This is a genomic window from Pseudoxanthomonas sp. SL93 (assembly GCF_026625825.1).
Classification (GTDB): Bacteria; Pseudomonadota; Gammaproteobacteria; order Xanthomonadales; family Xanthomonadaceae; genus Pseudoxanthomonas_A.
Genome location: NZ_CP113065.1, coordinates 3680871 through 3707690 on the forward strand (window position 1 = coordinate 3680871; position 26820 = coordinate 3707690).

Annotated in this window: 22 protein-coding genes and 1 riboswitch; of the genes, 8 read left to right on the plus strand and 14 right to left on the minus strand. The window is 67.1% G+C overall.

Annotation, left to right across the window (positions count from 1 at the left end):
- Positions 1–241 precede the first annotated feature (241 nt).
- The 3 genes from OVA13_RS17195 to OVA13_RS17205 are packed head-to-tail and all read left to right on the plus strand — an operon-like array spanning position 242 to position 2754.
- On the plus strand, positions 242–694 hold the full coding sequence (locus OVA13_RS17195) for a hypothetical protein (protein ID WP_267791666.1): 453 nt from the start codon (positions 242–244) through the stop codon (positions 692–694).
- 13 nt (positions 695–707) lie between these two features.
- Positions 708–1391 carry a response regulator transcription factor gene (locus OVA13_RS17200; protein ID WP_055936695.1) on the plus strand — a complete coding sequence of 228 codons (684 nt, stop codon included), beginning with the start codon at positions 708–710 and terminating at the stop codon, positions 1389–1391.
- Entirely contained in the window at positions 1378–2754 is a 1377-nt protein-coding gene (locus OVA13_RS17205) for a sensor histidine kinase (RefSeq protein WP_267791667.1), read from the plus strand. Before OVA13_RS17200 ends, OVA13_RS17205 begins: the two co-directional genes overlap by 14 nt.
- Before the next feature lie 18 nt (positions 2755–2772).
- Here OVA13_RS17205 and OVA13_RS17210 read toward each other — a convergent pair whose 3' ends face one another.
- Together OVA13_RS17210 and metF are read right to left on the minus strand one after the other, a co-directional pair.
- Entirely contained in the window at positions 2773–3366 is a 594-nt protein-coding gene (locus OVA13_RS17210; protein ID WP_267791668.1) for a hypothetical protein, read from the minus strand.
- A gap of 124 nt (positions 3367–3490) precedes the next feature.
- A complete protein-coding gene (metF, locus tag OVA13_RS17215) occupies positions 3491–4324 on the minus strand; it encodes a methylenetetrahydrofolate reductase [NAD(P)H] (protein WP_267791669.1) in 834 nt (277 codons plus the stop codon).
- Positions 4325–4497: 173 nt separating this feature from the next.
- Between metF and OVA13_RS17220 the strand changes: the two genes are divergently transcribed.
- Positions 4498–5055, plus strand: coding sequence for a DUF3228 family protein (locus OVA13_RS17220; RefSeq protein WP_267791670.1), 558 nt, complete (start codon positions 4498–4500; stop codon positions 5053–5055).
- Between the two features lie 56 nt (positions 5056–5111).
- On the opposite strand, the gene OVA13_RS17225 is transcribed toward OVA13_RS17220, so the two are convergent.
- From OVA13_RS17225 to ahcY, 4 genes are all read right to left on the minus strand, one after another.
- Positions 5112–5615 carry a gluconokinase gene (locus OVA13_RS17225; RefSeq protein WP_267791671.1) on the minus strand — a complete coding sequence of 168 codons (504 nt, stop codon included), beginning with the start codon at positions 5613–5615 and terminating at the stop codon, positions 5112–5114.
- On the minus strand, positions 5612–7984 hold the full coding sequence (locus OVA13_RS17230) for a GH36-type glycosyl hydrolase domain-containing protein (protein ID WP_267791672.1): 2373 nt from the start codon (positions 7982–7984) through the stop codon (positions 5612–5614). Before OVA13_RS17230 ends, OVA13_RS17225 begins: the two co-directional genes overlap by 4 nt.
- On the minus strand, positions 7981–9369 hold the full coding sequence (locus OVA13_RS17235) for an MFS transporter (RefSeq protein ID WP_267791673.1): 1389 nt from the start codon (positions 9367–9369) through the stop codon (positions 7981–7983). The genes OVA13_RS17230 and OVA13_RS17235 overlap by 4 nt, the downstream gene beginning before the upstream one ends.
- Positions 9370–9589: 220 nt before the next feature.
- Complete coding sequence (ahcY, locus tag OVA13_RS17240) at positions 9590–11023, minus strand: adenosylhomocysteinase (RefSeq protein ID WP_267791674.1); 1434 nt, start codon at positions 11021–11023, stop codon at positions 9590–9592.
- Positions 11024–11062: 39 nt separating this feature from the next.
- A riboswitch (S-adenosyl-L-homocysteine riboswitch) is annotated at positions 11063–11140 on the minus strand.
- A gap of 145 nt (positions 11141–11285) precedes the next feature.
- On the opposite strand from ahcY, the gene ppc reads away from it, so the two are divergent.
- On the plus strand, positions 11286–14009 hold the full coding sequence (ppc, locus tag OVA13_RS17245) for a phosphoenolpyruvate carboxylase (RefSeq protein ID WP_267791675.1): 2724 nt from the start codon (positions 11286–11288) through the stop codon (positions 14007–14009).
- 171 nt (positions 14010–14180) lie between these two features.
- On the opposite strand, the gene OVA13_RS17250 is transcribed toward ppc, so the two are convergent.
- Together OVA13_RS17250 and metK are read right to left on the minus strand one after the other, a co-directional pair.
- Positions 14181–16040, minus strand: a complete 1860-nt coding sequence (locus OVA13_RS17250; protein WP_267791676.1) for an ATP-binding cassette domain-containing protein — start codon at positions 16038–16040, stop codon at positions 14181–14183.
- Between the two features lie 93 nt (positions 16041–16133).
- Positions 16134–17345 (minus strand): methionine adenosyltransferase, encoded by a 1212-nt coding sequence (metK, locus tag OVA13_RS17255; protein ID WP_267791677.1) that lies wholly within the window; start codon positions 17343–17345, stop codon positions 16134–16136.
- 214 nt (positions 17346–17559) lie between these two features.
- On the opposite strand from metK, the gene OVA13_RS17260 reads away from it, so the two are divergent.
- From OVA13_RS17260 to OVA13_RS17270, 3 genes are read left to right on the plus strand one after another with little or no spacing between them, the layout of a single operon-like run.
- Positions 17560–19278 carry a bifunctional ornithine lipid synthase OlsF gene (locus tag OVA13_RS17260; protein WP_267793568.1) on the plus strand — a complete coding sequence of 573 codons (1719 nt, stop codon included), beginning with the start codon at positions 17560–17562 and terminating at the stop codon, positions 19276–19278.
- A complete protein-coding gene (locus OVA13_RS17265) occupies positions 19275–20093 on the plus strand; it encodes a UDP-2,3-diacylglucosamine diphosphatase (RefSeq protein ID WP_267791678.1) in 819 nt (272 codons plus the stop codon). The genes OVA13_RS17260 and OVA13_RS17265 overlap by 4 nt, the downstream gene beginning before the upstream one ends.
- A gap of 44 nt (positions 20094–20137) precedes the next feature.
- Entirely contained in the window at positions 20138–21190 is a 1053-nt protein-coding gene (locus tag OVA13_RS17270) for a metal-dependent hydrolase (RefSeq protein ID WP_267791679.1), read from the plus strand.
- 150 nt (positions 21191–21340) lie between these two features.
- On the opposite strand, the gene OVA13_RS17275 is transcribed toward OVA13_RS17270, so the two are convergent.
- The 6 genes from OVA13_RS17275 to OVA13_RS17300 all read right to left on the minus strand — a co-directional run bounded on the left by OVA13_RS17275 (position 21341) and on the right by OVA13_RS17300 (position 26763).
- Positions 21341–21685, minus strand: a complete 345-nt coding sequence (locus OVA13_RS17275) for a hypothetical protein (protein ID WP_267791680.1) — start codon at positions 21683–21685, stop codon at positions 21341–21343.
- Positions 21686–21840: 155 nt separating this feature from the next.
- Positions 21841–22668, minus strand: coding sequence for a class I SAM-dependent methyltransferase (locus OVA13_RS17280; protein ID WP_267791681.1), 828 nt, complete (start codon positions 22666–22668; stop codon positions 21841–21843).
- Between the two features lie 20 nt (positions 22669–22688).
- Complete coding sequence (dusB, locus tag OVA13_RS17285) at positions 22689–23687, minus strand: tRNA dihydrouridine synthase DusB (RefSeq protein WP_267791682.1); 999 nt, start codon at positions 23685–23687, stop codon at positions 22689–22691.
- A 49-nt stretch (positions 23688–23736) separates the two neighbouring features.
- Positions 23737–24726: a ribokinase gene (locus OVA13_RS17290; protein ID WP_267791683.1), complete on the minus strand. Its 990-nt coding sequence runs from the start codon at positions 24724–24726 to the stop codon at positions 23737–23739.
- A 98-nt stretch (positions 24727–24824) separates the two neighbouring features.
- Positions 24825–26123, minus strand: coding sequence for a NupC/NupG family nucleoside CNT transporter (locus OVA13_RS17295; protein WP_267791684.1), 1299 nt, complete (start codon positions 26121–26123; stop codon positions 24825–24827).
- A 67-nt stretch (positions 26124–26190) separates the two neighbouring features.
- The gene (locus tag OVA13_RS17300; protein WP_267791685.1) at positions 26191–26763 is read right to left on the minus strand and encodes a TMEM165/GDT1 family protein; all 573 of its coding nucleotides are present in this window, start codon (positions 26761–26763) and stop codon (positions 26191–26193) included.
- Positions 26764–26820 lie beyond the last annotated feature (57 nt).

The window sequence follows — 26820 nt, forward strand, 5'->3', positions numbered from 1 at the left end:
ATTCATCTGGACAGCACAGGATTACGGTAATCGGGGCATTACTTGGCCCAAGCGGGCGTCCGCCCGCTTGGGCTTTTTCTTGCCGGAACCGGCAGAAGCGTAATCTCCGGTATCTATGCCAGAATCGGGGCGATACCGCTGACCGGCAACCTGCACGCATCGCTGCCCGGAAAGCGTTCCCCCCGCCGCATTCCACTCCTCTAAAGGTGCAAGGATGTACAAACTCGCTTTGACTTCGCTCATGATGTTGGCCTTCGCGGGCACTGCCCACGCCACGATCGATTCGTCCAGCAAGAAGGCCCAGGAACACGCTGCACTGGATGTCACCGGCTCGTTCGCCGAACAGCGGCAGGCCATCGATGCGAGGCTGGCCAATGGCGAGACCTACAGCGAGATCAACCAGGAGGACCGGAAGACGGTGAAGGAAGCCCTGGATCGCATGGCGGCCGTGCTCGAGCAATCGGGTGGCGTGGCCGGCCTCAACGAGGAGCAGAAGGTGCGGGTGTTCAACGACCAGGAAGTGGTCAACACCATCCTCACCCGTGCCGCGGACGACAGCCGCCTGGTCTGCCGCCGCGAGAAGCGCATCGGTTCCAACCGCCCCACGACGCAGTGCATGACCGCCCTGCAGCGCCGGGAGCAGCTCGAGGAAGCCCGCAAGTCCATGACCCAGTCGCAGCGGTCCCAACTCTAAGGCACTCTGATTCATGCGCATCCTTGTAATTGAAGACAACAGCGACATCGCCGCCAACCTGGGCGATTACCTGGAAGAGCGCGGCCATACGGTCGATTTCGCCGCCGATGGCGTGACCGGCCTGCACCTGGCCGTCGTCCACGAGTTCGATGCGATCGTGCTGGACCTCAACCTGCCCGGCATGGACGGGCTGGAAGTCTGCCGCAAGCTGCGCAACGAGGCGCGCAAGCAGACGCCGGTGCTGATGCTGACGGCGCGCGATTCGCTGGACAACAAGCTGGCCGGTTTCGATTCCGGCGCGGATGACTACCTGATCAAGCCGTTCGCGCTGCAGGAAGTGGAAGTGCGCCTCAACGCGCTCTCGCGCCGCGGCAAGGGCGTGCAGACGCGCGTGCTGGAGGTGGGCGAGCTGGAGTACAACCTGGACACGCTGGAAGTGCGTCGCCAGGGCAAGCTGCTGCAGCTCAACCCGACCGCGCTGAAGATCCTGCAGGCGCTGATGGAAGCATCGCCCGCCGTGGTGACGCGCCAGGAACTGGAAACCCGCGTCTGGGGCGAAGAACTGCCCGATTCGGATTCGTTGCGCGTGCACATCCATGGCCTGCGCGCCGTGGTCGACAAGCCCTTCGACAGTCCGTACATCCAGACCCGCCATGGCATCGGATACCGCATCGCCGCACCCGATGCCAGCAGCTGAGTCGTCGAAATCCCGCCGCCACCGCCGCTTCCGGCGGCGGCTGCGCACCCGCATCATCCTGTCGTTCGTGCTGTTGGGCTTTGGCCTGACGCTGCTGCTCGCGTTCTCGGCCAACTGGGTGCGCAATCGGGTCGAAGAGGATCTGGTGGTGGACGCCATCAGCCAGAACATCAGCGAATACCAGCGACGGTATATGGAAAGCGGCGGCCGCCAGCGCGACCTGCGCGTGCAGACGATGCGTGCGTATGCCTTCGCGCCGGACAAGTTCGAGCAGCTGCGAAGTGAGCAGCCAGACTGGTACGAACTGCCGAACGGTATTCATGCATTGTCAGGCACGGACGGCGACGGCTCTCCGTTCTCGTATTGGCTGGCGGTGCAGAAGACACCCGAGGCGTGGTTCTTCCTTGCCTATGACATGACCGAGTCCGCCAAGGGCAAGGACAAGTTCAACCGGGCATTGATCGGCGTGGTCGTGGTCTTCACCGGTATCTCGCTTCTGATCGGCTGGTGGTCGGCCGCGCGCGTGATGAGCCCGGTCTCCGAACTCGCTGCGCGGTTGCGTTCCTACCGCGGCAGCAGCAATCCGCGTCCGCTGGCCCCTCATTTTCCTGAAGACGAAGTCGGCGAGCTGGCAAAGGCGCTGGACGACTACTCCGGTCGCCTGACCGAAGTCGTGCAGCGCGACCGCGAATTCAACGCCGACGTCAGCCACGAGCTGCGCACGCCGCTGGCCATCATCCGTGGTTCCGTCGAGCTGATGCTGTCGCGCCCGGACATGGACGAGAAGACGCGCACGCGGGTGCAACGCATCCAGCGCGCCGAACAGCAGTGCACGGACCTGATCAGCGCGCTGCTGCTGCTCTCGCGCAACGAGCGCGGCCATGGCAATACCGACGTCGCGCGCGTGGTCGAGCAGTTGCTGGATGCCCACCGCGCCACGCTGGGCGGCAAGCCCCTGGTGCTGCGCATGGAAGGCGAGGGCGGTGTGACGGTGGATTCCCCCGAAGCGGCGCTGTCGGTCGCGCTGGGCAACCTGATCGGCAACGCGGTGAAGTACACCAAGGAGGGCGAAGTGGTGGTGCGCCTGTTGTCCGATGCGGTGGAAGTGGTCGATTCCGGCCCCGGCCTGAGCAAGGAGGACGCTGCGCGCCTGTTCGAACGCGGCTATCGCGGTACCCACGCCGGCCACTCGCATGGCGGCGGCATCGGCCTGTCCATCGTCAGCCGCCTGTGCGCGCTCTACGACTGGCAGGTGAGCGTGCGGCCGGGCGAGCCCAAGGGTGTCGTCGCGACGCTGCGCTTCTCGCCACAGCGTGATGTGGCAGTGCCGGATGCCCTGGAGCCCCCTGCATCGCGCACCTGATCGCGCGCGATTGCCGGGTTACAGCACGATCCAGAAGCAGTTGTAGGCGCGGCGTATGCCCAGCGTCGTGTTGGACGGCGTGGCGCTGCTCTTCAGCGTCTGCATCACGCGCAGTCCGACAGGTCGCTGCCGCTGCGAGGTCTGCGGGTAATAGCCGTCGGCGTTGGCATCCACTACCAGCCCGGACTCATCAATGATGGGTGCGGGCTCCGGCCGTATCGGCACGATGTCCACCAGGGGCCGCTGCACGATGGCTTCCAGTCGGTCCAGGATGCGGTTGGCGGAGGCATCGGGAACGCCAGACCACTGATAGACGCCTGCGAGCCGGTTGACGTCCTTGGCATTGATGGCGGCGGTGATCTGGTAGACCAGATCGCTGAGCGTGCGCGAACAGCCGCCCCGGTAGAGCGGGCCCGTCGTGGCCGCGCCCGCGTTGCTGACATCGGGCAGCCGGTTCATCGCGCCGACGTCCTCGCAGGCTTTGTCCGTGTAGACCGTCTCGCCCGACATGGTCGTGCAGCGTTGCACGCCCTGCGCGCGCGCGGACGAGGCGGGCAGGAGCCAGGTGCCGGAAAGAACGCTGGCGGTCAGCAGGAGCAGGAGGAAGCGCATTCCGCCAGCCTACCCGTGGCCACGGCGGAAAGTCAGCGGTCCGCCCGCAGATATGTGCGGGCCGTTCAGTTGCTCATCCGCCGCGTGAAGAGGCCTCGCGGAGAGGCGTCCGGAGGCGTGCGGTTCAGCGTGCTACGTTCAACCGCGACAACACCGCCTGGGTGGGCTTGGCCAGGTTGAGCGTGTAGAAGTGCAGGCCCGGCGCGCCGCCGGCGACCAGGCGTTCGCACAGCCCGGCGACCACGTCGGCGCCGAAATCCCGTACCGCCTCGGCGTCGTCGCCGAACGCCTGCATGCGCTTGCCGATCCAGCGGGGAATCTCCGCACCGCACGCCTCGGAGAAACGCCGCAGCTGGGTGAAATTGGAGATCGGCATGATGCCGGGGATGATCGGGATCTCCACGCCCGCCTTCCTCACCTGGTCGACGAAATGGAAGTAGGCGTCCGGGTTGTAGAAGTACTGGGTGATCGCACCGTCGGCACCCGCATCCACCTTGGCCTTGAAGTGCTTCAGGTCGGTGAGGGCGTCATCAGCCTGCGGGTGGGTTTCCGGGTAGGCGCCCACTTCGATGTGGAAATAGTCGCCATGCTCGCTGCGGATGAACGCGATCAGCTCCGAGGCGTAACGCAGGTCGCCCGTGAACCCCATGCCGGAAGGCAGGTCCCCGCGCAGTGCGACCACACGCCTGCAGCCAAGCGCCCGATAGAGGCGGAGCAGTTCGCGGATTTCCTCGCGGCTTCCGCCCACACAGGACAAGTGCGGGACCGATTCGAACCCATGGTGCTGGTGCAGGTGTCGTACGGTCTCGGAGGTATAGCTCAGCGTCGAACCGCCGGCACCGAAGGTGCAGGACACATAGTCTGGCGCATACACCTTCAGCTTTTCCGCCGTGCGGTCCAGCTGCGCGCGCTGTTCGTCGGTCTTGGGGGGATAGAACTCGAAGCTGATGGCAGGCATGAAGGGGGCCGTTCGGATCGTGGCGGCATTATATCTCTTCATCGGGATGAATGATTATCTGTCGCTGCCGAGCCTGTTCCATGGGCTGGGCTGCCGCCCGCACATGCCGCACGATCCTGTGGCGCAGTGCCCGTGCGGGGTAACCTGTCGGTCGTTTTCTGGCCCGCCATCGCATGACCATCGTCCTCACGCCGTTCGCCCGCACCCGCCTTTTCCCCGCCGACAAGCGCCGCAACGCCATCCAGGACTGCAGCCCGGAGGCCTTCGAACGCCGCCTCAATGAGGAGGCCCCGGTTGAAGTGCTGGAGGGCTACGCGCCGTTTTGTCGCCTGCATGTGCACCGCAACTGGACGTCCACCCGCTGCCTCACCGTGCCGGTCACCGACGACAACCGTCACCAACTGCGTTCGTCATACGAGGCGCGCTCCTCCGACGAGCTGCCGGTGCTGGTGCGCTGGTTCGAAGGTATCGAGCCGCCCGTGGCCGATTACCTGGTCGTCATCGTGTACAGCGCCGCGCAGCTGGCGAAGGAAAATGCGCCCATCGAAGGCGACTGGGGCGTGGTCGGCTGCCTGTACACCGCCACGCCGCACGAGATCCCGATGACGCCCATCACGATGATGCGCAATGCCTTGGGGGTGGAGGAGGGCGGCTCCGGCGTGCCGCTCGATCGCGAGGCCTACCGGCGGAGCGTGGCGTTCTGGGAACGCAATGCCAACTGGCGTCCCTGACGCGCGACACGGGAAGCCATGCATTCACGCGCTGACCATCTACGGCACGGAGGATTTCATTCCAGCGCTGCCAACGCATGGTCCAGCTGCGTCGACGGTGACTCCTCAATGCTGAGCCGGACTACATCGGTCTCCGCGGTGGGTTCCTCCAGCGCGGCAAACTGGCTGTCGAGCAGCGACGCGGGCATGTAGTGGCCGCTGCGCGCGAGCATCCGTGCGGCGATGAGCCGCTTGTCTCCGTGCAGGAACAGGAAGCGCAACGGAACCCCGGTCGCACGCAGCCTGTCGCGGTGACGCCGGCGCAGGCCGGAGAACGCCAGTACCACGCGTTCGCCTGCCGCCGTGCGGCGCTGCAGCTCCAGGGCGATGCGGCGCACCCAGGGTGCCCGCATGCGGTCGGTCAGGGGAAGCCCGCCGGCCATGCGCGCCTTCGCGCCGATGCTGTGGAAATCATCGGCATCCAGGAACGCGGCGGGCCAGGCGTCGGCCAGTGCGTGCGCCAGCGTGGTCTTGCCACTGCCTGACACGCCCATCACCACGGCGACCCGGATCCCGCTCATGCCGGCAGTTCCACCCGCACCTGGTACGTGCGTCCGGCTTCGATACCTTCGATCGCATTGTCGTCCTGCCACTGCCCGTCCAGTGCGACGCGCATCCGCGCGAGCCCTGTAACGCGTTCGATGTACATCTCGAACACGGCGCCCCGGAAGCGGCGTGTTGCGCGTGCCGATGGCCAATGGGAAGGCAGCTGGGGCGCGATCCGCAGCCCATCGCCATCGCCGCGCATACCGAACAGTTCCTCCACCAGGCAGCGGTACAGCCAGGCGGCCGTACCGGTATTGAAGAGCTGGCTGGAGCGGCCGGCGGTGCGCGGGTGCAGGCGCCACGCGCCGCGGTAGTAGTTGGGCACGAACACCGGCAACTGGCCACGCTGCAGGCAATCGGCGGCGTCCGGCGTCGGCAGCATCGCGCGCAGTACCTGCCATGCACGGTCGGCGTCGCCGGCCTGGTACAGGCTGTACAGATAGAACGCCGCCGCGTGGTTGTAGACCGCACCATTCTCGGCCGTGCCCGGGAATTTCTGCGTCACCCGTCCGACATCCTCGCGCATGCGGGTGTACGGCGGGTCATACATGGTCACGCCGTAGGGCGACACCAGGTGCGTGTCGACGGCGGCCAGCATGCGCGCGCGCTTGTCGGCGTCGGCCGCGCCACTGAGGATGGCCCAGCTCTGCGGGTTGAGGAAGATGCGGCCTTCGCCATCCCCGCTGACGCCGAACGCGACACCATCGTCGGTGATGCCGCGCCCGTACCAGTCGCCGTCCCACAGGTGTGCGTTCATGGCGGCGTTGCACGCCTGCGTGCCCACGCGGAACTCGTCGGCGAGCATGTCGTCGCCGCGGCGCGCGCAGATCTCCGCCCACTGCTTCAATGCATAGGCGCTGGCCAGCGTCAGCCAGCCGGACACGCCGCGTCCGCGCCAGCCGACCATGTTCATCGGGTCGCACCAGTCTCCCTGTGCGATGTAGCTGAGGCCGCGCGCATCGCGTGCCTGCAGCAGCCAACGCATGGCGCGCGTGATGCGTTCCGACACGCTGGCCACCTGTCCGTGGGCGTCGGTCACCGTGGCGTCGAGGATGCCGTCGTCGCCTGTCTCGTCCAGATAGGCCCGCAGGCAGATCGGCAGCCACACGCAGTGGTCGGTGTGCGGGATCTGGTTGATGTACTTCAGCTCGGCGCCCTCCACCAGCAGGATGCCGTCCGGCATCGCCCCGGAAGGCTCCTGCTGCGACAGGGCATGCAGGAACGCCGCCCGCGCCGCTTCCGGACGCAGGAAGCCCATGCCCATGTGGTCCTGCAGGTAATTGCGCGTCTGCGGATCGGTGGTCAGGCGGTTGACGTCGCCGTGGTAGTAGACCTGGCGCGGCAACCAGTGGTTGGCGAACGCATCCAGCCACGGGTCCGGTGTCTCGACGCGCAGGCATCCCGTGCCCGCGTCAACGTAGGCCGCGCTGCCTGCCGCCGCTCCCGCGAACGCTTCCTTCGACAGGTGCCGTTCGCGCAGGCGCCGGATCTCGTCGTCGTCGCGCGCCGGCGCGAACAGGAAGCGGTACTCCTGCACGTCATCCTCTGCGAGTTCCACCCGGTACTGCAGCACGGCGGTGGGCATTTCGTAGGCCGCGTCGCCGCCGCCCAGCAGTTCCTGGCCGACGATGGCCTGCGGTGCATGCAATCCGCCTTCGCCTTCGAAGTTCGCCTGCTGGGCTTCCCATGCATCCGGCGTCCGCTCGTAGAGCAGCACAGTGCGGTCCTTGAAGGCGCGGTTGCGGAAGTAATCCTCGACTTTCTGGTAAGGCGTGACGCTGGCGCAGACGATGCCGCCGAGGTCGTCGCGATGGCTGCCCGACTGGTTCATCCACGACATGTAGCCGACCGGGAAGTAGGGATACAGGCTGAGGCGTCGCCGGCGCCCCGAACGGTTGTGCACGCGCAGCGTCCACAGTTCCGCCACCTCGTCCACCGGCAGCATCACGCCCATCTCCACCTCGATGCCGTCGCAGCTGACCCGCCATGCCACGTCGGACAGGCCGACGGAGAATGCGAATGCATCCGGCATCCGTCGCACGGGCTCGTGCGGTACCGAGAAGAGCCTGTGGTCTTCTTCGTCCTTCACGTAGCAGAAGCGACCCGGGTGATGCGCGTAGTAGGGCTGCTCCGGCTGCATGAAGGTCTTGGCCTCCAGCGTGGGTGCATGCGCGTACTTGGCCGGTTCGGGCTGCATGAACTGCGCGGTGGCGAATCCCCGGCAGTTGAGCTGCAGCAGCATCCGTCGGTTCCACAGGAACGTGGACGCGGCCGGCATCGCGGTGGGACTCGTCAGGACGAAGCGGCGTCCCTGCTCTTCGAAACCGTAGGGCAACCTGGTCATGCAGCGGCTTCCCGACGGGATTGCAGGTCGCTCTGCACCTGCGACAGGTTGGTCGCATCCAGCGGGTAGAAACGCATCACCCAGGCCGCCAGCAGGGCGACGGCGCCGGGGATCACGGTCAGCAGCAGCACGATGCCGAGCCGCGAGGCGTCCGACTGCGCCGCGTTGGCCACGTAGCCCATCCCGGCCAGGATCCAGGCGATGGTCGCCGACGCCAGCGCGCCGCCGAGCTTCTGCGAGAACGTCGCGGCGGCAAAGGTCATCGCAGTGGCGCGCCGGCCGGTCTTCCATTCGGTGTAGTCGGCGCAGTCGGCGTACATCGAGAAGGCGAGGGGCGACTTGGGTCCCAGCATCAGCCCGACCAGCAGGTTCAGCGCGAACATGAGCCAGACCGCGTCAGGGGGGATGAAGAACATCGCACAGCTCACCACGCCGACGCCCGCCATCAGCCACGCCATCAAACGCCGCTTGTCCACGTAGCGGGTCATCAGGGGCGTCAGCCCGGCGCCCACGGCCAAGGCCAGCGCATAGGCGCCCAGGAAGAGACCGGTCAGCTCCGGCCGCTCGAGGTGGTACTTGAGGTAATACGCCAGCGAGCCGCCACGCATCACGATGGTCACCATGATGATCAGCGCCAACGCGAACAGCACCATCCACGGCCGGTTGTGCAGCAGGTCGATCACGTCCTGGCGGACGGCGCTGCTTTGCTGCGGCAGCGGTGCGACACGTTCGCGCGTGGTCAGGAACACCGTGACGAACGCGGCGGTGGCGACCACGCCGTACAGCGACAGCGTCAACTGCCAACCCAGCGCCTCATCGCCACGTCCCAGCCACCGCACCAGGTCCAGCGTGAGCCAGTTCACCGCCATCGTGCCGGCGAAGGCGGCGATGAAGCGGAAACTGATCAGCTGGGTGCGCTGCTGGCTGTCGGCGGTGATGACGCCGGAGAGCGCGGAATAGGGAATGCTCAGCACCGTATAGGCGAGCATCATCAGGGTGAAGGTCGCGTACGCCCAGACCAGTCGTCCCCCGTCGTCCAGGTCGGGTACGGTCCACGTCAGCACGCCCGCCAACGCCATCGGCAGTGCACCGAAAAGCAGATAGGGCCGGAACCGACCAAACCGGCTGCGCGTGCGATCGGCGATGGCGCCCATCAGGGGATCGGTGATCGCGTCCACCACCTTGGTGACCAGCATCATCGTGCCGACGGCGGCAGCGGCCAGTCCCATCACGTCGGTGTAGAAAATGAGCAGGAACGCCGAGATGTTGGCCCAGTAAAGGTTGAAGCCGAAATCGCCGACGCCGTAGCCGACCTTCTCGCGCAGGCGAGGCTCCGTGCTGCTTGCGGGATGCGCGGTCGCTCCGCCCCCCTGATCAGGTCGCATGTCCACTCCCGGGATGATGGTTCGCTCCGGCCCACGAAACGCATGCGTCGCGGCGACCGAAACGGCGGCCAAGCTTGCGATGATCGCGGCAGTGAGGCAAGCACCCTTGCGGTCCCGTCGGCCGGCATCCGTGCGCCAGCACGGGCGTGGCCGGCCGCGGAATGCAGAACGGGCGCCGTGAGGCGCCCGTTCCGGGAGTACAGCGCAATCGCCGGAGCGATCAGTAGCGGTAATGGTCCGGCTTGTACGGGCCTTCCACCGGCACGCCGAGGTAGTCGGCCTGGTCCTTCGTCAGCTTGGTCAGCTTCACGCCGATCTTATCCAGATGCAGGCGGGCGACTTCCTCGTCCAGGTGCTTGGGCAGACGGTAGACGGTCTTCTCGTACACGTCCTTGTTGGCCCACAGGTCGATCTGCGCCAGCGTCTGGTTGGCGAACGAGTTGGACATCACGAAGCTGGGGTGGCCGGTGGCGCAGCCCAGGTTCACCAGGCGGCCCTCGGCCAGCAGGAAGATGGCCTTGCCGTCGGCGAACACGAACTTGTCCACCTGCGGCTTGATGTTGATCTTCTGCACGCCCGGCAGGTTGTACAGCGCATCGACCTGGATTTCGTTGTCGAAGTGGCCGATGTTGCAGACGATCGCCTGGTCCTTCATCGCCTTCATGTGATCGATGGTGATGATGTCCTTGTTGCCGGTGGTGGTGACGTAGATGTCGGCCGTGCCCAGCGTGTCTTCGACGGTGTTCACCTCGAAGCCTTCCATTGCCGCCTGCAGCGCGCAGATCGGATCGATCTCGGTGACGATGACGCGCGCGCCGTAGGCCCGCAGCGAGTGCGCCGAACCCTTGCCCACGTCGCCGTAACCGCAGACCACGGCGACCTTGCCGGCCAGCATCACGTCCATCGCGCGCTTCAGGCCATCGGCCAGCGATTCGCGGCAGCCGTACAGGTTGTCGAACTTCGACTTGGTGACCGAGTCGTTGACGTTGATCGCCGGGATGAGCAGCGTGCCGGCTTCGGCCAGCTGGTACAGGCGGTGCACGCCGGTGGTGGTTTCCTCGGAAACACCCTTCCAGGACTTGACCACTTCGGTCCAGTAGCCGGGGCGTTCCTGGTGCACGCGCTTGAGCAGGTTCTTGATGACCTGCTCCTCATGGCTCGACGAGGGGCTGTTGACCCAGTCCGAACCGTTTTCCAGCTCATAGCCCTTGTGGATCAGCAGGGTGACGTCGCCGCCGTCGTCGACGACCAGTTCCGGCCCGAGCTTGCCGTTGCCGAAATTCAGCGCGTCCAGCGTGCAGTCCCAGTACTCCTCCAGCGTCTCGCCCTTCCAGGCGAACACCGGCGTGCCGGTGGCGGCGATCGCCGCGGCGGCATGGTCCTGGGTGGAGAAGATGTTGCACGAGGCCCAGCGCACGTCGGCGCCCAGGTCGACCAGCGTCTCGATCAGCACGGCGGTCTGGATGGTCATGTGCAGCGAACCGGTGACGCGCACGCCCTTCAGCGGCTTGGCGGCGGCATGCTTGCGGCGGATGGACATCAGGCCCGGCATCTCGTGCTCGGCGATGTCGATCTCCTTGCGGCCCCAATCGGCCAGGGAGATGTCGGCGACCTTGTAGTCGCCTTCGGTGGAGAACTTGCGTACTGCGTTCATTGCGGTGGCTCCGGGGAAGTGGCGAGCTGTGCTCGCATTCTTGACCGGGCGCCGTTACAGGAACGTCCTGCCGAGCCTGGCCGTGCTGTTTCCACGGTCGCAGCGCCCCTCGGCGAGGGTGCGCATTATATCGCTTCCTCCGGATGGAAAGATGGCCCGCCGACGGACGCGATGGGGTAGGCTTCGGATGTTGCCGTGCAGCAGACCATTTGTCCGTGCGGACAATACCAATCCACACCATCGAACGACGACGCGACCCCGCATGAACAGCCCCCGCAGTCTTGAATTCGCCGCTCCCGATGTTCCCCTGCGTGAAGACGTGCGCCGTCTCGGCGCACTGGTCGGCGACATGCTGGCCGAACAGGTCTCGCCGGAATTCCTCGCCAGCGTGGAACGGGTGCGCACCACCGCCATCGCGCGCCGCCAGACCGATGCGCCCCCGCAGTCGCTGGCCGGCCTGCTGGACGGGCAGCCGCCGGAACAAGCCGAAGCGCTGATCCGCGCCTTCAGCACGTATTTCCAGGTGGTCAACATCGCCGAGCGCGTGCACCGCATCCGCCGCCGCCGCGACTACCAGCGCACGGGCGGCACCACGCCGCAACCGGATGGCCTGCACGATGCGCTGTCGAAGCTGAAGGCACAGGGCGTCACGCTGGAGGAGCTGGCCGACTGGCTGCCGCGCCTCGACATCGAGCCCGTCTTCACGGCGCACCCCACCGAAGCCGTGCGGCGCGCGCTGCTGGAAAAAGAACAGCTGATGGTCGCCAGCCTGATCAACGGGCTGGATGGCCAGCGCACGCCCGGCGAACAGGCCACCGACATCGCGCGCTTCCGCATGGCGCTGACGTCCGCGTGGCAGACCTCCGACTCCTCACCCGTCCGCCCGGGCGTGGAGGATGAGCGCGAGCATGTCGGCTTCTACCTGGTCGAGGTGCTGTATCGCGTGATCCCGGTGCTGTACGAAACCCTGGAGAACGCCATCACCGAGGTCTACGGTCCGGCGCCCCGGGTTACCAACGACCTGCCGCGACTGCTTCGCTTCGGTACCTGGGTGGGCGGCGACATGGACGGCAACCCCAACGTGGATGCCACCACCATCGCGGCAACGCTGACCGCGCAGCGCAACGCCATCCTGACGCGCTACCTGAAGGAACTCCGCCAGCTGACCACGCTGCTCAGCCAGTCCAGCGCGGTGATCGGGGTGTCGCCTGAAGTATTGGCGCGCGTGGACGAGTACCGTGCGCTGATGCCGGCGGCGGCGGCGAAATCACGCCCGCGCCATGGCGACATGCCGTACCGCCTGCTCAACGACCTGATGCGTGCCCGCCTGCAGGCCACCCTGGAAGACCGGCCGGAAGCCTATGCGTCGCCCGAGCAGTTTGCCGGGGACGTGGACCTGATCCTGCAGAGCCTGGAAGCCAATCGCGGCATCCATGCCGGTTGGTTCGCCGTGCGCCGGCTGGCGTGGCGCGTGCGTACCTTCGGGTTCCATCTGGCACGCCTGGACGTGCGCCAGGAATCCAGCGTGCACGCGCGCGCGGTGGCCGCCGCGCTGGGCGATGACGGTTGGGAAGCGCGCGATGCGGTGGATCGGGCCGCGCGGCTGGCGCCGTATGCCGGCGGTCAGCAGGCGTTGCCGCCTTCGCAGGAAGAAGGCAATCCCCGCCTGGATGCGGTGTTCGCGGCACTGGCCGATGCGCGGCAGCGCCACGGCAGCGATGCGCTGGGCGCCTACATCATCAGCATGGCGCACAACCGTGCCGACGTGCTGACCGTGCTTGCGCTGGCGCGGCGCGGCGGCCTGGTGGATGCGGAAGGCAACGTGCCGCTGGACATCGCGCCCCTGTTCGAAACGGTGGGCGACCTGCAGCACGGACCGGACACCCTGCGCGACCTGGCGGCCGACCCTGTCTATCGCGCGCACCTGGCGTCGCGCGACAACGTGCAGATGGTGATGCTGGGGTATTCCGACAGCGGCAAGGATGGCGGCATCGCCGCTTCGCGCTGGGGCCTGCAACGCGGCCAGGTGGAACTGCTGCAGGCGGCCAAGGAGCTCGGCATCAAGCTGACGTTCTTCCATGGCCGCGGCGGATCGATCAGCCGCGGCGGGGGCAAGACCACCCGCGCGGTGGATGCCTCGCCGCGTGGCAGCGTGGACGGCCGCCTGCGGGTGACCGAGCAGGGCGAGGTGATCCATCGCAAGTACGGCATCCGCGCGCTGGCGCTGCGCTCGCTTGAACAGTCGGTGGGCGCGGTGCTGGTATCCAGCCTGCGGCCGCGCCCCGCCGAGCCGAGGGAAGAAGCTTGGCGCGAGGTGATGGACGTGGTGTCGCGCGAGAGTACGCGCGCCTATCGCGCCTTCGTCGAGGCGCCGCGCTTCATGGATTATTTCCGCAGCGCCACGCCGATCGACGTGATCGAGCGGATGACGCTGGGCTCGCGGCCGTCGCGTCGCCTGGGCCAGGACGCGGCGCTCGGCAACCTGCGCGCGATCCCATGGGTGTTCGCCTGGAGCCAGGCACGTGCGGTCATTCCCGGCTGGTATGGCGTGGGCAGCGGATTGAAGGCGGTCGTGGACGCCGGCGGCGAAGAGACGCTGCGCGAGATGGCGCGTGACTGGCCGTTCTTCAAGACCTTCCTGGACGACATCTCCATGGTGCTCGCCAAGGGCGACCTGAGCATCGCGCAGATGTTCTCGCGCATGTCCGGTGACCTGCACGACGAATTCTTCCCCCGCATCCAGCAGGAGCACGCCTCCACCCTGCAGTGGGTGATGGCGTTGAACGGCAACACCTGGCTGCTGCAGCACGACCAGCGGCTGGCGCTGTCCATCCGGCTGCGCAACCCCTACATCGACCCGATCAGCGTGATGCAGGCCGACCTGCTGAAGCGCTGGCGCGCGAGCGGCCGCGAGGACGAGGCCCTGCTGCACGCGCTGGTCGCGAGCATCAACGGCGTGTCGCAGGGCGTGCAGAACACGGGGTGAGCCGGTTTGCTGTTGTAGGAGCGACGTAAGTCGCGACCGCACGTTGTCAGATCGCGGCCGAGAACGGAGCCCAGCCATGGGCGGCCGTCAGGTCGCGGAATGCATTCAACCGCTATCGGCAGTCAATGTCTGCGGTCGCGACTGACGTCGCTCCTACAAGGAGCCAGTCGCTCACCCATCCAGCTCCGACCAACGCCGATAGGCCTGGTCCAGTTCCGCCTGCTTCGCGGCGAGTTCGTCGTTGGCGCGCTGCAGGTCGGCCGGGGCCTGCTGGTAATAGGCCGGGTCGTTCATCGCCGCGGTGCGTGACGCGATGTCGGCTTCGAGGACTTCGATACGCCCGGGCAGCTGCTCCAGCTCGCGCGCTTCCTTGAAGCCCAGCTTGCGCTTGGCGGTGACGGGCTCGGGTTGGTGCGAGAGCGTGGGCTTGGCGGGCGCTGCGGAAGTGGCGACCGGCGTGCGACGCTGCCGAAGCCAGTCGGTATAGCCGCCCACGTAGTCGCCCAGCCGTCCTTCACCCTCCAGCACCAGGGTGCTGGTGACCACGTTGTCGAGGAAGTCGCGGTCGTGGCTGACCAGCAGCAGCGTGCCCTTGTAGTCCAGCAGCAGTTCTTCCAGCAGCTCCAGCGTTTCCACGTCCAGGTCGTTGGTGGGTTCGTCCATCACCAGCAGGTTGGAGGGCTGCGCGAACAGCTTGGCCAGCAGCAGGCGGTTGCGCTCGCCGCCGGACAGGCGGGTGATCGGCGCGCGCGCACGCTCCGGCGAGAACAGGAAATCCTGCAGATAACCGATGATGTGCTTGCGGCTGCCATTGATCTCGACGAAGTCGCTGCCCTCGGCCACGTTCTCCAGCGCGGTGCGGGTTTCATCCAGCTGGCTGCGGTGCTGGTCGAAGTAGGCGATCTGCAGGCCCGTGCCGAGCTTCACGTCACCGTGTTGCGGCGCCAGCTCGCCCAGCAGGATCTTCAGCAGCGTCGACTTGCCGGCGCCGTTGGGGCCGATGATGCCGACGCGGTCGCCGCGCAGGATGGTGGCCGACACGTCGTCCAGCAGCACGCGGCCGTCATACGCCTGGGTGATGCCCTTGGCCTCGATGACCTTCTTGCCGGAATTCTGCGCGCTGGCGACTTCCATCTTGACGTTGCCGGACAATTCGCGCCGCTGCGAGCGTTCGCGACGCATCGCCTTCAGCGCGGTCACGCGGCCTTCGTTGCGGGTGCGGCGCGCCTTGATGCCTTGGCGGATCCAGACTTCCTCCTGGGCAAGCAGCTTGTCGAAGCGCGCGTTCTCCTGCGCCTCGGCGTGCAGGCGTTCCTCGCGGCGGCGCAGGTAGTTGTCGTAGTCGCCCGGCCAGCTGGTCAGCTGGCCTCTGTCGATCTCGATGATGCGGGTGGCCAGCGAGCGCAGGAAGCTGCGGTCGTGGGTGACGAAGACGATGCTGCCGTCGAACTGCTTCAGGAAGCCTTCCAGCCAGGCGATCGCTTCGATGTCCAGGTGGTTGGTGGGTTCGTCCAGCAGCAGGATGCCCGGCTTGCGCACCAGCGCCTGGGCCAGCAGCACGCGACGCTTCATGCCGCCGGACAGCGCGGCGAAGTCGGTGTCTTCCGGCAGTTCCAGCCGTTCCAGCACCTGTTGCACGCGCCGGTCCAGATCCCATCCGTGCTGCGCTTCGATCTGCGCCTGGGCTTCGCCCATCGCGTCCATGTCGCCATCGTGCAGCGCATGGTGGTAGCGCGCCAGCAGCTGGCCCAGGTCGCCCAGGCCCTGCGCGACGACGTCGAACACCGTGCCTTCCGTGTCCTGCGGGACCTCCTGCGCCATGCGCGCGACCACCACGCCGTTCTGCACGCGGATTTCGCCGTCGTCCGGCTTCAGTTCGCCGGCCATCAGGCGCATCAGCGTGGACTTGCCGGCACCGTTGCGGCCGACGATGCAGACGCGTTCGCCGGGTTCGATGGACAGGTCGACGTGTTCGAGGAGGAGCGGCCCGCCGACACTGAAGTCGACCCGCTGGAATTGCATCAGGGACATGGGGACATTGTACCGGCGCGGGGTTGCGCCATGCGGGGAAAAAAGAAAAGCCCCGCCAGGGCGGGGCTTCTCGGCAACGGGCAGGCCCGCGGCTTACTTCAGCTTGGCATCCTTGCGCAGCGCGTCGGCGCGGTCAGTCTTCTCCCAGGAGAAGGCGGTCGCGGTGTGCTTCTTGCCGGCGCCGTCCACGTAGCTGATCTCGCGCGGCTTGCGGCCGAAGTGGCCGTAGCTGGCGGTGGCCTGGTAGATGGGGTGCTCCAGGTCCAGCATGCGGGTGATGCCGTACGGGCGCAGGTCGAAGTGCTTGCGGATCAGCTTCTCGATGACGTCGTCACCCACCTTGCCGGTGCCGAAGGTGGTCACCGAGATGGAGGTCGGCTCGGCCACGCCGATGGCGTAGGAGACCTGCACTTCGCACTTGTCGGCCAGGCCGGCGGCCACGATGTTCTTGGCCACGTAGCGCGCGGCATAGGCGGCCGAACGGTCCACCTTCGACGGATCCTTGCCCGAGAACGCGCCGCCACCATGGCGGGCCATGCCGCCGTAGCTGTCGACGATGATCTTGCGGCCGGTCAGGCCGCAGTCGCCCACCGGGCCGCCGATGACGAACTTGCCGGTCGGGTTGATGTGCACCTTGTTCTTCGGCAGCGCGTCCAGCCACTTCTTCGGCAGCACGGGCTTGAGGATGCTCTCGCGCACCGCCTCGATCAGGTCCTTCTGCTTGATGTCCGGGTCGTGCTGGGTGGACAGCACGACGGCGTCGAGGCCGAGGATGCTGTTGCCGTCGTAGCGCAGCGTGACCTGCGACTTGGCGTCCGGGCGCAGCCACTTCAGCTTGCCGTTCTTGCGCACCTTGGCCTGCTGTTCCACCAGGCGGTGGCTGTAGTACAGCGGGGCCGGCATGAATTCCGGCGCCTCGTTGCAGGCGTAGCCGAACATCAGGCCCTGGTCGCCCGCGCCCTGTTCTTCCGGCTTCTTGCGGTCCACGCCCTGGTTGATGTCAGGCGACTGCTTGCCGAGCATGTTGATGATGGCGCAGGTGTGGCCGTCGAAGCCGACGTCGGAATTGTCGTAGCCGATGTCGTTGATGACCTTGCGCGCCAGCGACTCGATGTCCACCCACGCGGTGGTGGTGACTTCGCCGGCCACGATGGCGGCGCCCGTCTTCACCAGCGTCTCGCAGGCAACGCGTGCGCGCTTGTCCTGGGCCAGGATCGCGTCCAGCACGGCGTCTGAAATCTGGTCGGCGATCTTGTCCGGATGACCTTCGGAGACCGATTCGGAGGTGAACAGGTAGCTGGACATCAGGCTTATATCCTTTAATTCGGATGAAAAGATGGGCGCGCATGATACACGCCGGAGGCGGCGCGTGCATTTTGCGCCGTTCAGGGTTGCCCGGGGTTAAGCCCGCATCACGTGCCGCCTTGTGTCACCGGACTGCCAGAAAACCGCAACGGCGCTGTCGCAGGCCAGGCGCAGGCTGCGCGGCGAAACCCCGCCGCAGGCCCTGCCCACGACCATGCGCCCCCTGGAACAGCAGATCGTCGAACGTTACCCGCACTGGTTCCGGGGCCGTCGCGCCGGGCTGACCCGCCCGCTGCTGCGCACGCTGGGCCGCTGGTCGCGGATCGATGAGGCACATGACTTCCTGGCAGGACATGCGCATCTGCGCGACCTCGCCTTCGTCGACGCGGCCAGCGATTTCCTCAACCTGCGCTGCCGCGTGGACCAGGGCGATGTCTCCCGCATTCCCGCCCGGGGCCGGTTGCTGATCGTCGCCAACCATCCGTCCGGCGCGCTGGACGCGCTGGCCCTGCTGCAGGTGGTCGGCAAGGTGCGGCAGGACGTGCGGATCGTCGCCAACGACCTTCTGGCGGGCATCGACAGCCTGGCAGGCCTGCTGCTGCCGGTACGCATCCTGGGTGGCCGGCCGACAGCGGACAGCGTGCGTGCCGTGGAGCAGGCGCTGAAGGACGAGCAATGCGTGATCGTGTTCCCGGCCGGCGAGGTATCGCGATTGTCACCGCGTGGCATCCGCGACACGCGCTGGCGGCGTGGGTTCCTGCGCTTCGCACGCAGCACCGACACGCCCGTGCTGCCCATCCGTGTGCAGGCGAGGAATTCCGTGTTGTTCTACGGCGCGTCCACGCTGTTCAAGCCGGCGGGCACCGCGCTGCTGGCGCGAGAAATGTTCAAGCGCAGCCAGCAGTGCGTCACCCTGCGCATCGGCCGCACCATGGTGCTGGACCGCGACACGGATACCAAGGCATTGCTCGCGCGGGTGCGCGCTGAACTGTATGCCTTGGGTCGGCGGCAGCCCGCGGATACGCGGGAGAAGGCCGAACCGGTGGCCGCACCGGTCGATGGCGCATTGCTGCAGCCGTGCATCGATGCCATGGAGGTGCTGGGCCAGACCGGTGACGGCAAGCGCATCTGCGTGGGCAGGCTGGGGCCGGATTCTCCGCTGCTGCGCGAGATCGGCAGGCTGCGCGAACTGACCTTCCGTGCGGTGGGCGAGGGCACCGGCAGGCATCTCGACGTGGATGCCTACGATGCCTGGTACGAACACATCGTCCTGTGGGACGCGCCGCAGCGCAAGATCGCCGGCGCCTACCGCATCGCGCGCGGCGCGCCGGTGCTGGCGTCCCACGGACTGAAGGGACTCTACAGCGCGTCGCTGTTCCGCTATGCCGACGAGGTATTGCCACGGCTTGCGCAGGGCATGGAACTGGGGCGCAGCTTCGTGGCCCCGGAATACTGGGGCAGCCGCAGCATCGACTATCTGTGGCAGGGCATCGGTGCCTATCTGCGGCGCCATCCGGGTGTGCGTTACCTGTTCGGCGCCGTATCGATGAGTGCCGCGCTGCCGTTGCATGCGCGGGAACAGATCGTCGCCTACTACGCCCACTTCTATGGAGACCATCGCGGTGACGCGGCATCGCGCAATCCGTTCCGCTACACCGCCGTCCCGCCTTCATTCCAGGCGCTGGATGCGGAAACGGCGTTCCGCGTGCTGAAGGCGAACCTGGACGTGCTGGGGGCGAGCGTGCCGATGCTCTACAAGCAGTACACCGACCTGTGCGAGCCGGGCGGCACGCGTTTCCTGGCGTTCGGCGTGGACCCCGCCTTCAGCGGCTCGATCGATGGCCTGATCCAGGTGGACCTGCACCGGATCCGCCCGAAGAAGCGGGCGCGCTACCTGGGCGAGGTTTCCCGGACAGCGGAGGCCGGGGCGTGAGTCCGTTGGCCGCGCCACCGCCGATGCGGCGCGCGGTTTTCGTCTCCGACGTGCACCTGGGCTCGAAACACTGCCACGCGGCGGAATTCGCGGATTTCCTGGGCGGACTCCACTGCCGTCGCCTGTATCTGGTCGGCGACATCGTCGACCTGTGGTGGATGGCGCAACGGCGCGCGGCGTGGGATGCCGCCCACAACCGCGTGGTCGAGGCCCTGCACGCGCTGGTGCGCAACGGCACCGAACTGGTCTATGTCCCCGGCAACCACGACCGTCCGATCCGCCGCTTCTGTGGCCTGATGCTGCCGGCGATGCAGGTGCGCCGCCGCGCCATCCACGTCACGCTCGACGGCCGCCGCCTGCTGGTCATCCACGGCGACGATTACGACGGCATCACCCACTTCGGCGGGCTGCAGGAGAAATTCGGCGACTGGCTCTACTACCGCATCCTGACCGGCAACCGCCTGACCAACCGCATCCGGCGCCGGCTGGGCCTGCGCTACTGGTCGCTGGCCGAATACCTCAAGCGCCAGAGCGACGCCGCCGAACGCTACATCGGCCGCTTCGTGCAGGCCGGGCTGGATGACGCGAAACGCCGCGGCCTGGATGGCATCGTCTGCGGGCACATCCACCGGGCGGCGCTGTTCCAGCGCGATGGCCTGCTGTACGCGAACGACGGTGACTGGGTCGAGAGCCTGACGGCGCTGAGTGAAGAAGCGGACGGCCGGCTGTGCCTGCTGGGACACAACGGGCAGGTATTGGCCGAGGTCGCACCGCGATTGCAGCTGATGGTCAGCGGGGTACCGCGGGCGGCCTAGCGGCCCGCCTTCGATCCGCCGGGTCGGCCTGCTAGCATCCGGCCATGGATTCCCTCAGCCAGATCGTCCTCGGAGCCGCCGTCGCCGCGGCCATCGTCCCCGCTTCCCATCGCCGTTCCGCCTTGCTGGCGGGCGCCGCGCTCGGCACGCTGCCCGACCTCGACAGCCTGCCCATCGCATTGTTCTCGGACAATCCGATCACGCTGATGACCGTGCACCGCAGCTTCAGCCATTCGCTGTTCGTGCTGCCGCTGGTGGGGTGGCTGGTGTGGTGGCTGTTCAAGCGTTACGGCAAGGGGCGGGTGGCTGCTTCGCCGGCACGCTGGTTCTGGGCCATCCAGCTGGCGCTGGTCACCCATCCCCTGCTGGACGCGTTCACCGTGTACGGCACGCAGCTGTGGTGGCCGCTGGCGTCATCGCCGGTGATGTGGTCCAGCGTCTTCATCATCGACCCGCTGTACACCGTGTGGCTGTTGGTGGGATGCGTGGTGGCGTGGTTCGCGCGCGGGCGCGTGGTCGCCCAGCGCGCCTTGGTGGCGGGGCTGGTGCTGAGCACGGCCTACCTGGGCTGGTCGCTGCTGGCCAAATCCATGGTGGACCGGGAAGCCGAACGTACGCTCGCATCCATGGGCCTGGGCGGCGCGCCGTATTTCTCGGTGCCGATGCCGTTCAACACGCTGCTGTGGCACGTGGTGGCCATGACGCCCAGCGGCTACGTGGAAGCCGAGCGCTCGGTGGTGGCGGACGAAGGGCCGCTGGTGTTCCGTGGTTATCCGTCGCAGGTGCAGGCCCTGGCCGAGGCGCGCGACATCGTCGCGGTGAAACGCCTGACGTGGTTCAACCGCGGCTTCATGCGCGCGCAGGTGCAGCAGGACCGGCTTGTGCTGTCGGACCTGCGCATGGGGCTGGAACCGGACTACAACTTCCGCTTCGAGGTCGCGGAGCGGCGCGGGGACCGCTGGCAGGCGATCGCGCCCGTGCAGCAGCCGTGGACGGCACCGGTCTCCGGCATGGCGGGCCTGCGGTCACTCATGGCGGCCATGTGGAAACGCATCCGGGAACCTTCACCCGAACCGCTGCGCGCATCGATGGGCTAACCGTCATGCAGTGTGGTGCGTGCGCGACTCGCGCGCGGCACCATGGCACGCGAGGCGTCCTGCTACATCACGGTTGCCCGGATCGCGGCAGCGGATCCGGGCATCGTGTGCATCGCCACGCATCGGACGCGTCGTGCGCGCCCGCGGCGCTCAGGAGCCGGTGACCGCTTCCTTCTGGACGTCCTTCGCGGGCGTGCTGTCGTCCTCGCGGGCCACGCGGGTGGCCTCGTCCTTGTCCGACGCCTTCTGCAGGACCACGGACTGGCCGTTCATCAGGCGCTGGTAGTTCTCTTCGCCCAGTGCGCTGCGGAACTTTTCCACCGAACGCTGGTAGGTGTACGGATACTCGGCAAAGGACGTGCGGTTGCCCAGGATCATCTGCACCTTGCGTTCGCTGAGGCCGGTGTGTTCCGAAAGCTGCTGGATGGTGTCGCCAGCCTGCGCGGAGAAAGGCGCGGCCAACAGGGCGACAACGAGTGCGGTTCTTGTATTCATGACATCCTCCTCGGGAGGTGATTACCGCTTGCTTGCTGCGTGTGATCGCAGGCCGGCGGGGGAACCGGCGTGGTCATCCTCGCGCTGCATGCAAGCGGGCCCCAGTGCCGGAAAGCACAGTGACTCCGGTCATGTTTACGATGCGTATACCTTCGTCAATAGACCGTCGCGCGGGCCTGCACGAAGGCATAGAAGAACACCGCATCCGGATCGTTCTGCACGTCGTGCATCTCGCGCCGCATGCCGTCCACCACGTCCTGGGTGACACGCCCGGCCTGCACCAGCGAGTCGGCGGCCGACAGCAGCAGTTCCTCCCAGAACGCGATCATGTCCTTGCGTCGCGCCGGCTCGCGGTTGTCGAAATGCACCGTCTTGATCTCGGTGGTGACGTCGCGGTAGCCGCCGGCCAGCAACAGGTTCCCCAGCTTCGCGCCGATGAACGGGTCGCCGCCGCTGTCGTACTGGAAATCGTTGAACGCCATCCAGTAGCGCCAGGTATTGGGTGAATAGGGGTGCAGCAGGAACGACGAATTCATCACCTCGGTGACGTAGATCGGCGAGCCGGGAGCCAGCACGCGACGCACTTCGCTGAGGACGCGTGCGGGGTTGGGGACATGTTCCAGCACCCAGCACAGGAACGCCGCATCGAAGTCGCGCGCCGCGTACGGCAGGCGGCTGGCATCCGCCTGCTGCAGCGTGTAGCGGTCGCGGCACCAAGGCATGGTGGCGAGATTCTGCCGCGCGGCGTCCAGTTGCACCTCGTTGAGGTCCACACAGGTCACGTGCAGGTCGGGAAAACGGCGCAGCAGGATCTCGGTCTGCGCGCCCACGCCACTGCCCACTTCCAGCAGGCGGCGGGTGCCTGTGTAGTCGACGTGGTTGAACAGGGTGCTTTCCAGCAACCGCGCCTGCTTCATGAGCCTTGCCTGTTCGACCGGGGAAAAGCCGTGCAGGTAGGTGGGAGTGTCTTCGCTGGGGGTCATGGGAAACTCCGGGAAAGAAGTCAGGCGGCTGCGGGAAGGCCCGGCGCGACGCCGGCGACCAGCGCGTCGAAGTAATCCTGCGTCAGTCGGATCTGTTCGTCGGCGCTGTCCGCGCGGTTCACCACGGCGCGGAAGGCGAGGTTTTCGGGACGGTCCTTGGCATACCAGCCCAGGTGCTTGCGGGCGATGCGCACGCCTTGGGGTTCGCCATAGAAGCCATGCAGCGCCTGCAGGTGACCCAGCAGGATGTCGCGGATTTCCTGCAGCGTCGGTGAAGGCAGATGCTCTCCGGTGGCGAGGAAGTGCGCCACTTCGCGGAAGATCCAGGGGCGACCCTGCGCGGCACGACCGATCATCACCGCGTCCGCGCCCGTCTTCCGCAGGACATGGGCGGCTTTCTCCGGCGAGTCGATGTCGCCATTGGCCACCACCGGGATGCGCAGCGCGGACTTGATGGCGGCGATGGTCTCGTACTCGGCCGTGCCGGTGTAGTGCTGGTCGCGCGTGCGCCCATGCACCGCGAGCGACGCGATACCGCTCTGCTCGGCGATATGCGCGATGACCGGTCCGTTGCGGTGGTCGCAATCCCAGCCGGTGCGGATCTTCAGGGTGACCGGTACGTCGACGGCCTTCACGACCGCTTCCAGGATGCGGCCCACCAGCGCCTCGTCGCGCATCAGCGCCGAGCCGGCCCAGGCGTTGCAGACCTTCTTGGCGGGGCAACCCATGTTGATGTCGATGATCTGCGCGCCATGGTCGGCGTTGTAGCGGGCGGCGTTGGCCAGCTGCCCGGGCTCGGTGCCGGCGATCTGCACGCTGACCGGCGTGGGTTCGCCGTCGTGGTCCATGCGGTGCAGCGACTTCTGCGTGTTCCAGAAGCGCGGATCGCTGATGGTCATTTCCGACACCGCCAGGCCCGCACCCAGCCGCTTGCAAAGCAACCGGAACGGCTTGTCGGTGACGCCGGCCATGGGAGCCAGCATCACGCGCGGCTGGATGAGGTAAGGACCGATCTGCATGATGGCATTATCCGCCGCAGGTTCGGTCCGGGGAAAGGCGGCGGCCGGCTCAGTCCGGGAAACGCGCCACCACATCGGCCAGCGCGGGCATCGACAGCGCGGCGCCGGGGCGTTCGGTGGAAAGCGCCGCGTACCGGTTGGCGGCGCGTACATGGTCGGCGAAGGCGGGCAGCGGGCCTGCGGCCAGCGACGCGGCCAGGGCGCCGTTGAAGGCGTCGCCGGCGCCGGTGGTATCGATGCTGTTGACGTTCTCGGCCGCGACCCGGTAATGCGCGCGCGCATCGCCGCGCAGCTGTTCGTCCGGATGCGAAACGTACACGCCGGTGGCGCCCAGGGTCACCACGACGGTGCCATGCGGGAGCAGCAGCCGGCAGTGCTGGTGCAGGGTCACGCCGTCCAGCGTGGCGACGTCATCGGCGCTGATGCGTTCGCCCAGGTGACGGGCGAGGAGGGCGGCGAATTCGGTTTCGTTCGGCGTGATGACGTCCGCCTGCGACAGCAGGTCGGTCGACGTCGCGGCGTTCGCCGGTGCGGGATTCAGCAGCGTGGTCGCCCCGTGGCGGCGGGCGGCCTGCAGAGTGGACAACACCGTTTCGACCGGCGATTCCAGTTGCACCAGCACCACGCCGGAACCCGCCAGTGCGGTGTCCTGCTGCGCCACGAAGGCGGCATCCAGCACCGCGTTGGCGCCCGGACCGATGACGATCATGTTGCGGCCGTGCCCGTCCACGTAGATGCCGGCCGTACCGGTGGCCTCTTCACTGGCCTGCGCGCGAAGGTCCAGGCCGTCGCCTGCCGCCAGCTCACGCGCCAGCGTGCCGCCGGCATCGTTGCCCAGGGCGCAGATGAACGTGGTGGAGGCGCCGGCACGCGCCGCCGCTATGGCTTGGTTGAATCCTTTTCCGCCCGGGCCGCTGGCATAGCGCCCGGCAATGGTCGCGCCGGCATTGGGCAGCGTGTCGCAGCGCCAGACGTGGTCGACATTGAAGGAGCCGACGACGGTGACGTGGCCGGAGGCGGATGGGGTGGGGCTGTTCATCGGGGAATACCTGGAAACCGGCTGGCGGAGGTTCCGCCATCAGGGGTTGTAACGCAGTCAACGGGAACGAAGCGGCCGGCGCGGACGCCGGCCCGCCGTCAGCCGAAGTGGGACAGTACGCCGGCGATCGTCGCCGTCATCAGCGTGGCGATGGTGCCGCCCAGCACGGCCCGCAAGCCGAAGCGTGCCAGGTCGGAGCGGCGTTCCGGGGCCAGGCCGCCGATGCCGCCGATCTGGATCGCGATCGAACTGAAGTTGGCGAAACCGCACAGCGCGTAGGTGGCGATCAGCCGCCCTTCCTCGCTGAGCGTCACGCCGGGGGTCTGCCCGTTCACGATGCCTGCCAGCTGCAGGTAGGCGACGAACTCGTTGATCACCACCTTCTGGCCGATCAGCGAACCCACGGTGTTGGCGTCCTGCCACGGCACGCCGATCACCCACGCGATGGGGGCCAGCACGTAGCCGAAGATCGTGGCCAGGTCGGTGGGCTTGCCGATCATGGCGGACAACCCGGTGACCTCGCCGACCCAGGTCAGCGGCGCATTGATCAACGCGATCAGCGCGATGAAGGCCAGCAGCATCGCGCCGATGTTCAGCGCCAGCTTCAGGCCGTCGCCCGCACCGGCCGCGGCGGCGTCGATGATGTTGCTGGAGGTCTTCTCCACTTCCATCTTCACCGTGCCGCGGGTCAGCGGCGTGCCGGTTTCAGGGATCAGCAGCTTGGCTACCACCAGGGTCGCGGGTGCGGCCATGATGCTGGCGGCCAGCAGGTGCTTCGCATAGAACGCCTGCTGTTCCGGGTCGCCACCGCCCAGCATGCCCACGTAGGCCGCCAGCACGCCGCCGGCGATGTGGGCCATGCCACCGATCATCATGGTGATGAGTTCGGATTCGGTCATGCGCGGGATGTACGGGCGCACCGTCAGCGGTGCTTCGGTCTGGCCGATGAAGACACTGGCGCAGACGCTGGTGGTTTCGGCGCCGGACACTTTCATCACCTTGGTGATCGCCAGCGCCATGATGCGCACGATGAACTGCATCACGCCCAGGTGGTACATCACGCCCATCAGCGCAGCGAAGAAGATGATGGTGGGCAGTACCTGGAACGCGAAGATGAAACCGAACTTCTCGGTGTCCATCAGGCTGCCGAAGATGAAGCTGGAGCCCGCCTTCACGAACTCCAGGATCTTCACGAAGCCATGGCCCAACCAGTCGAAGACTTCGCGCCCGCCCGGCACCAGCAGGACCAGGGCGGCAAAGCCGATCTGCAGGGTGATGCCGGTGGCGACCAGCTTCCAGTCGATGGCCTTCCGATTGTTGGAAAACAGCCAGACGATGCCGATCAGCACCGCCAGGCCGAACAGGCCAAAGCCAATCCGCCCCAGGACTTCCACCATGCAATCCCCCAACCGTCGTCGTTCTTTTGATCGCGCAGTCTAGCAGCCGGGCCCCGGCCCCAGCCGTTCAGCCGACGCCCCGCCAGGCCACCCAGCCAGCCAGTGCCAGGAACACCACCGCGGCCAGCGTTCGGGCCAGCGCCAGCGGCAACCTGTCGGCAAAGCGATGCCCCAGCCAGACCACCGGCAGGTTGGCCAGCAGCATGCCGATCGTGGTGCCGGCGATGACCTGCCACAGCGGCTCGTACCGGGTGGCCAGCAGGACGGTGGCGACCTGGGTCTTGTCGCCGATTTCCGCCAGGAAGAACGCCACCGTGGTCGCCAGGAAGGCGCCGTGGGCCGGCAGGTTGTCGGCTTCGTCTTCCAGCGTGTCGGGTTTGAGCGTCCACAGCGCCACCGCCAGGAAGCTGGCCGCCACGCCCCAGCGCAGCACTTCCGGTGACAGCCACTCGGTGAGTTCCGCGCCCAGCCAGGCCGAGATCGCATGGTTGACCAGCGTGGCGGCGAGGATGCCCAGGGCGATCGGCCAGGGCTTGCGGTAGCGGGCCGCCAGCAGCAGGGCCAGCAGCTGGGTCTTGTCGCCGATTTCGGCCAGGGTGACGGTGCCGGTGGAAACCAGCAGGGCGTGCAGGGACAGCATCTACAACTCCGGGGCCAGGCATTCGCGTCGGGCGCGAAGGCAAACGACGCGCTGCCC

Bases quoted from the DNA above. Each gene is read 5' to 3' on its own strand.
- OVA13_RS17195 (WP_267791666.1), top strand. From the start codon at position 242: ATGATGTTGGCCTTCGCGGGCACTGCCCACGCCACGATCGATTCGTCC.
- OVA13_RS17200 (WP_055936695.1), top strand. From the start codon at position 708: ATGCGCATCCTTGTAATTGAAGACAACAGCGACATCGCCGCCAACCTG.
- OVA13_RS17205 (WP_267791667.1), top strand. From the start codon at position 1,378: ATGCCAGCAGCTGAGTCGTCGAAATCCCGCCGCCACCGCCGCTTCCGG.
- OVA13_RS17210 (WP_267791668.1), bottom strand. From the start codon at position 3,366: ATGCGCTTCCTCCTGCTCCTGCTGACCGCCAGCGTTCTTTCCGGCACC.
- metF (WP_267791669.1), bottom strand. From the start codon at position 4,324: ATGCCTGCCATCAGCTTCGAGTTCTATCCCCCCAAGACCGACGAACAG.
- OVA13_RS17220 (WP_267791670.1), top strand. From the start codon at position 4,498: ATGACCATCGTCCTCACGCCGTTCGCCCGCACCCGCCTTTTCCCCGCC.
- OVA13_RS17225 (WP_267791671.1), bottom strand. From the start codon at position 5,615: ATGAGCGGGATCCGGGTCGCCGTGGTGATGGGCGTGTCAGGCAGTGGC.
- OVA13_RS17230 (WP_267791672.1), bottom strand. From the start codon at position 7,984: ATGACCAGGTTGCCCTACGGTTTCGAAGAGCAGGGACGCCGCTTCGTC.
- OVA13_RS17235 (WP_267791673.1), bottom strand. From the start codon at position 9,369: ATGCGACCTGATCAGGGGGGCGGAGCGACCGCGCATCCCGCAAGCAGC.
- ahcY (WP_267791674.1), bottom strand. From the start codon at position 11,023: ATGAACGCAGTACGCAAGTTCTCCACCGAAGGCGACTACAAGGTCGCC.
- ppc (WP_267791675.1), top strand. From the start codon at position 11,286: ATGAACAGCCCCCGCAGTCTTGAATTCGCCGCTCCCGATGTTCCCCTG.
- OVA13_RS17250 (WP_267791676.1), bottom strand. From the start codon at position 16,040: ATGTCCCTGATGCAATTCCAGCGGGTCGACTTCAGTGTCGGCGGGCCG.
- metK (WP_267791677.1), bottom strand. From the start codon at position 17,345: ATGTCCAGCTACCTGTTCACCTCCGAATCGGTCTCCGAAGGTCATCCG.
- OVA13_RS17260 (WP_267793568.1), top strand. From the start codon at position 17,560: ATGCGCCCCCTGGAACAGCAGATCGTCGAACGTTACCCGCACTGGTTC.
- OVA13_RS17270 (WP_267791679.1), top strand. From the start codon at position 20,138: ATGGATTCCCTCAGCCAGATCGTCCTCGGAGCCGCCGTCGCCGCGGCC.
- OVA13_RS17275 (WP_267791680.1), bottom strand. From the start codon at position 21,685: ATGAATACAAGAACCGCACTCGTTGTCGCCCTGTTGGCCGCGCCTTTC.
- OVA13_RS17280 (WP_267791681.1), bottom strand. From the start codon at position 22,668: ATGACCCCCAGCGAAGACACTCCCACCTACCTGCACGGCTTTTCCCCG.
- dusB (WP_267791682.1), bottom strand. From the start codon at position 23,687: ATGCAGATCGGTCCTTACCTCATCCAGCCGCGCGTGATGCTGGCTCCC.
- OVA13_RS17290 (WP_267791683.1), bottom strand. From the start codon at position 24,726: ATGAACAGCCCCACCCCATCCGCCTCCGGCCACGTCACCGTCGTCGGC.
- OVA13_RS17295 (WP_267791684.1), bottom strand. From the start codon at position 26,123: ATGGTGGAAGTCCTGGGGCGGATTGGCTTTGGCCTGTTCGGCCTGGCG.
- OVA13_RS17300 (WP_267791685.1), bottom strand. From the start codon at position 26,763: ATGCTGTCCCTGCACGCCCTGCTGGTTTCCACCGGCACCGTCACCCTG.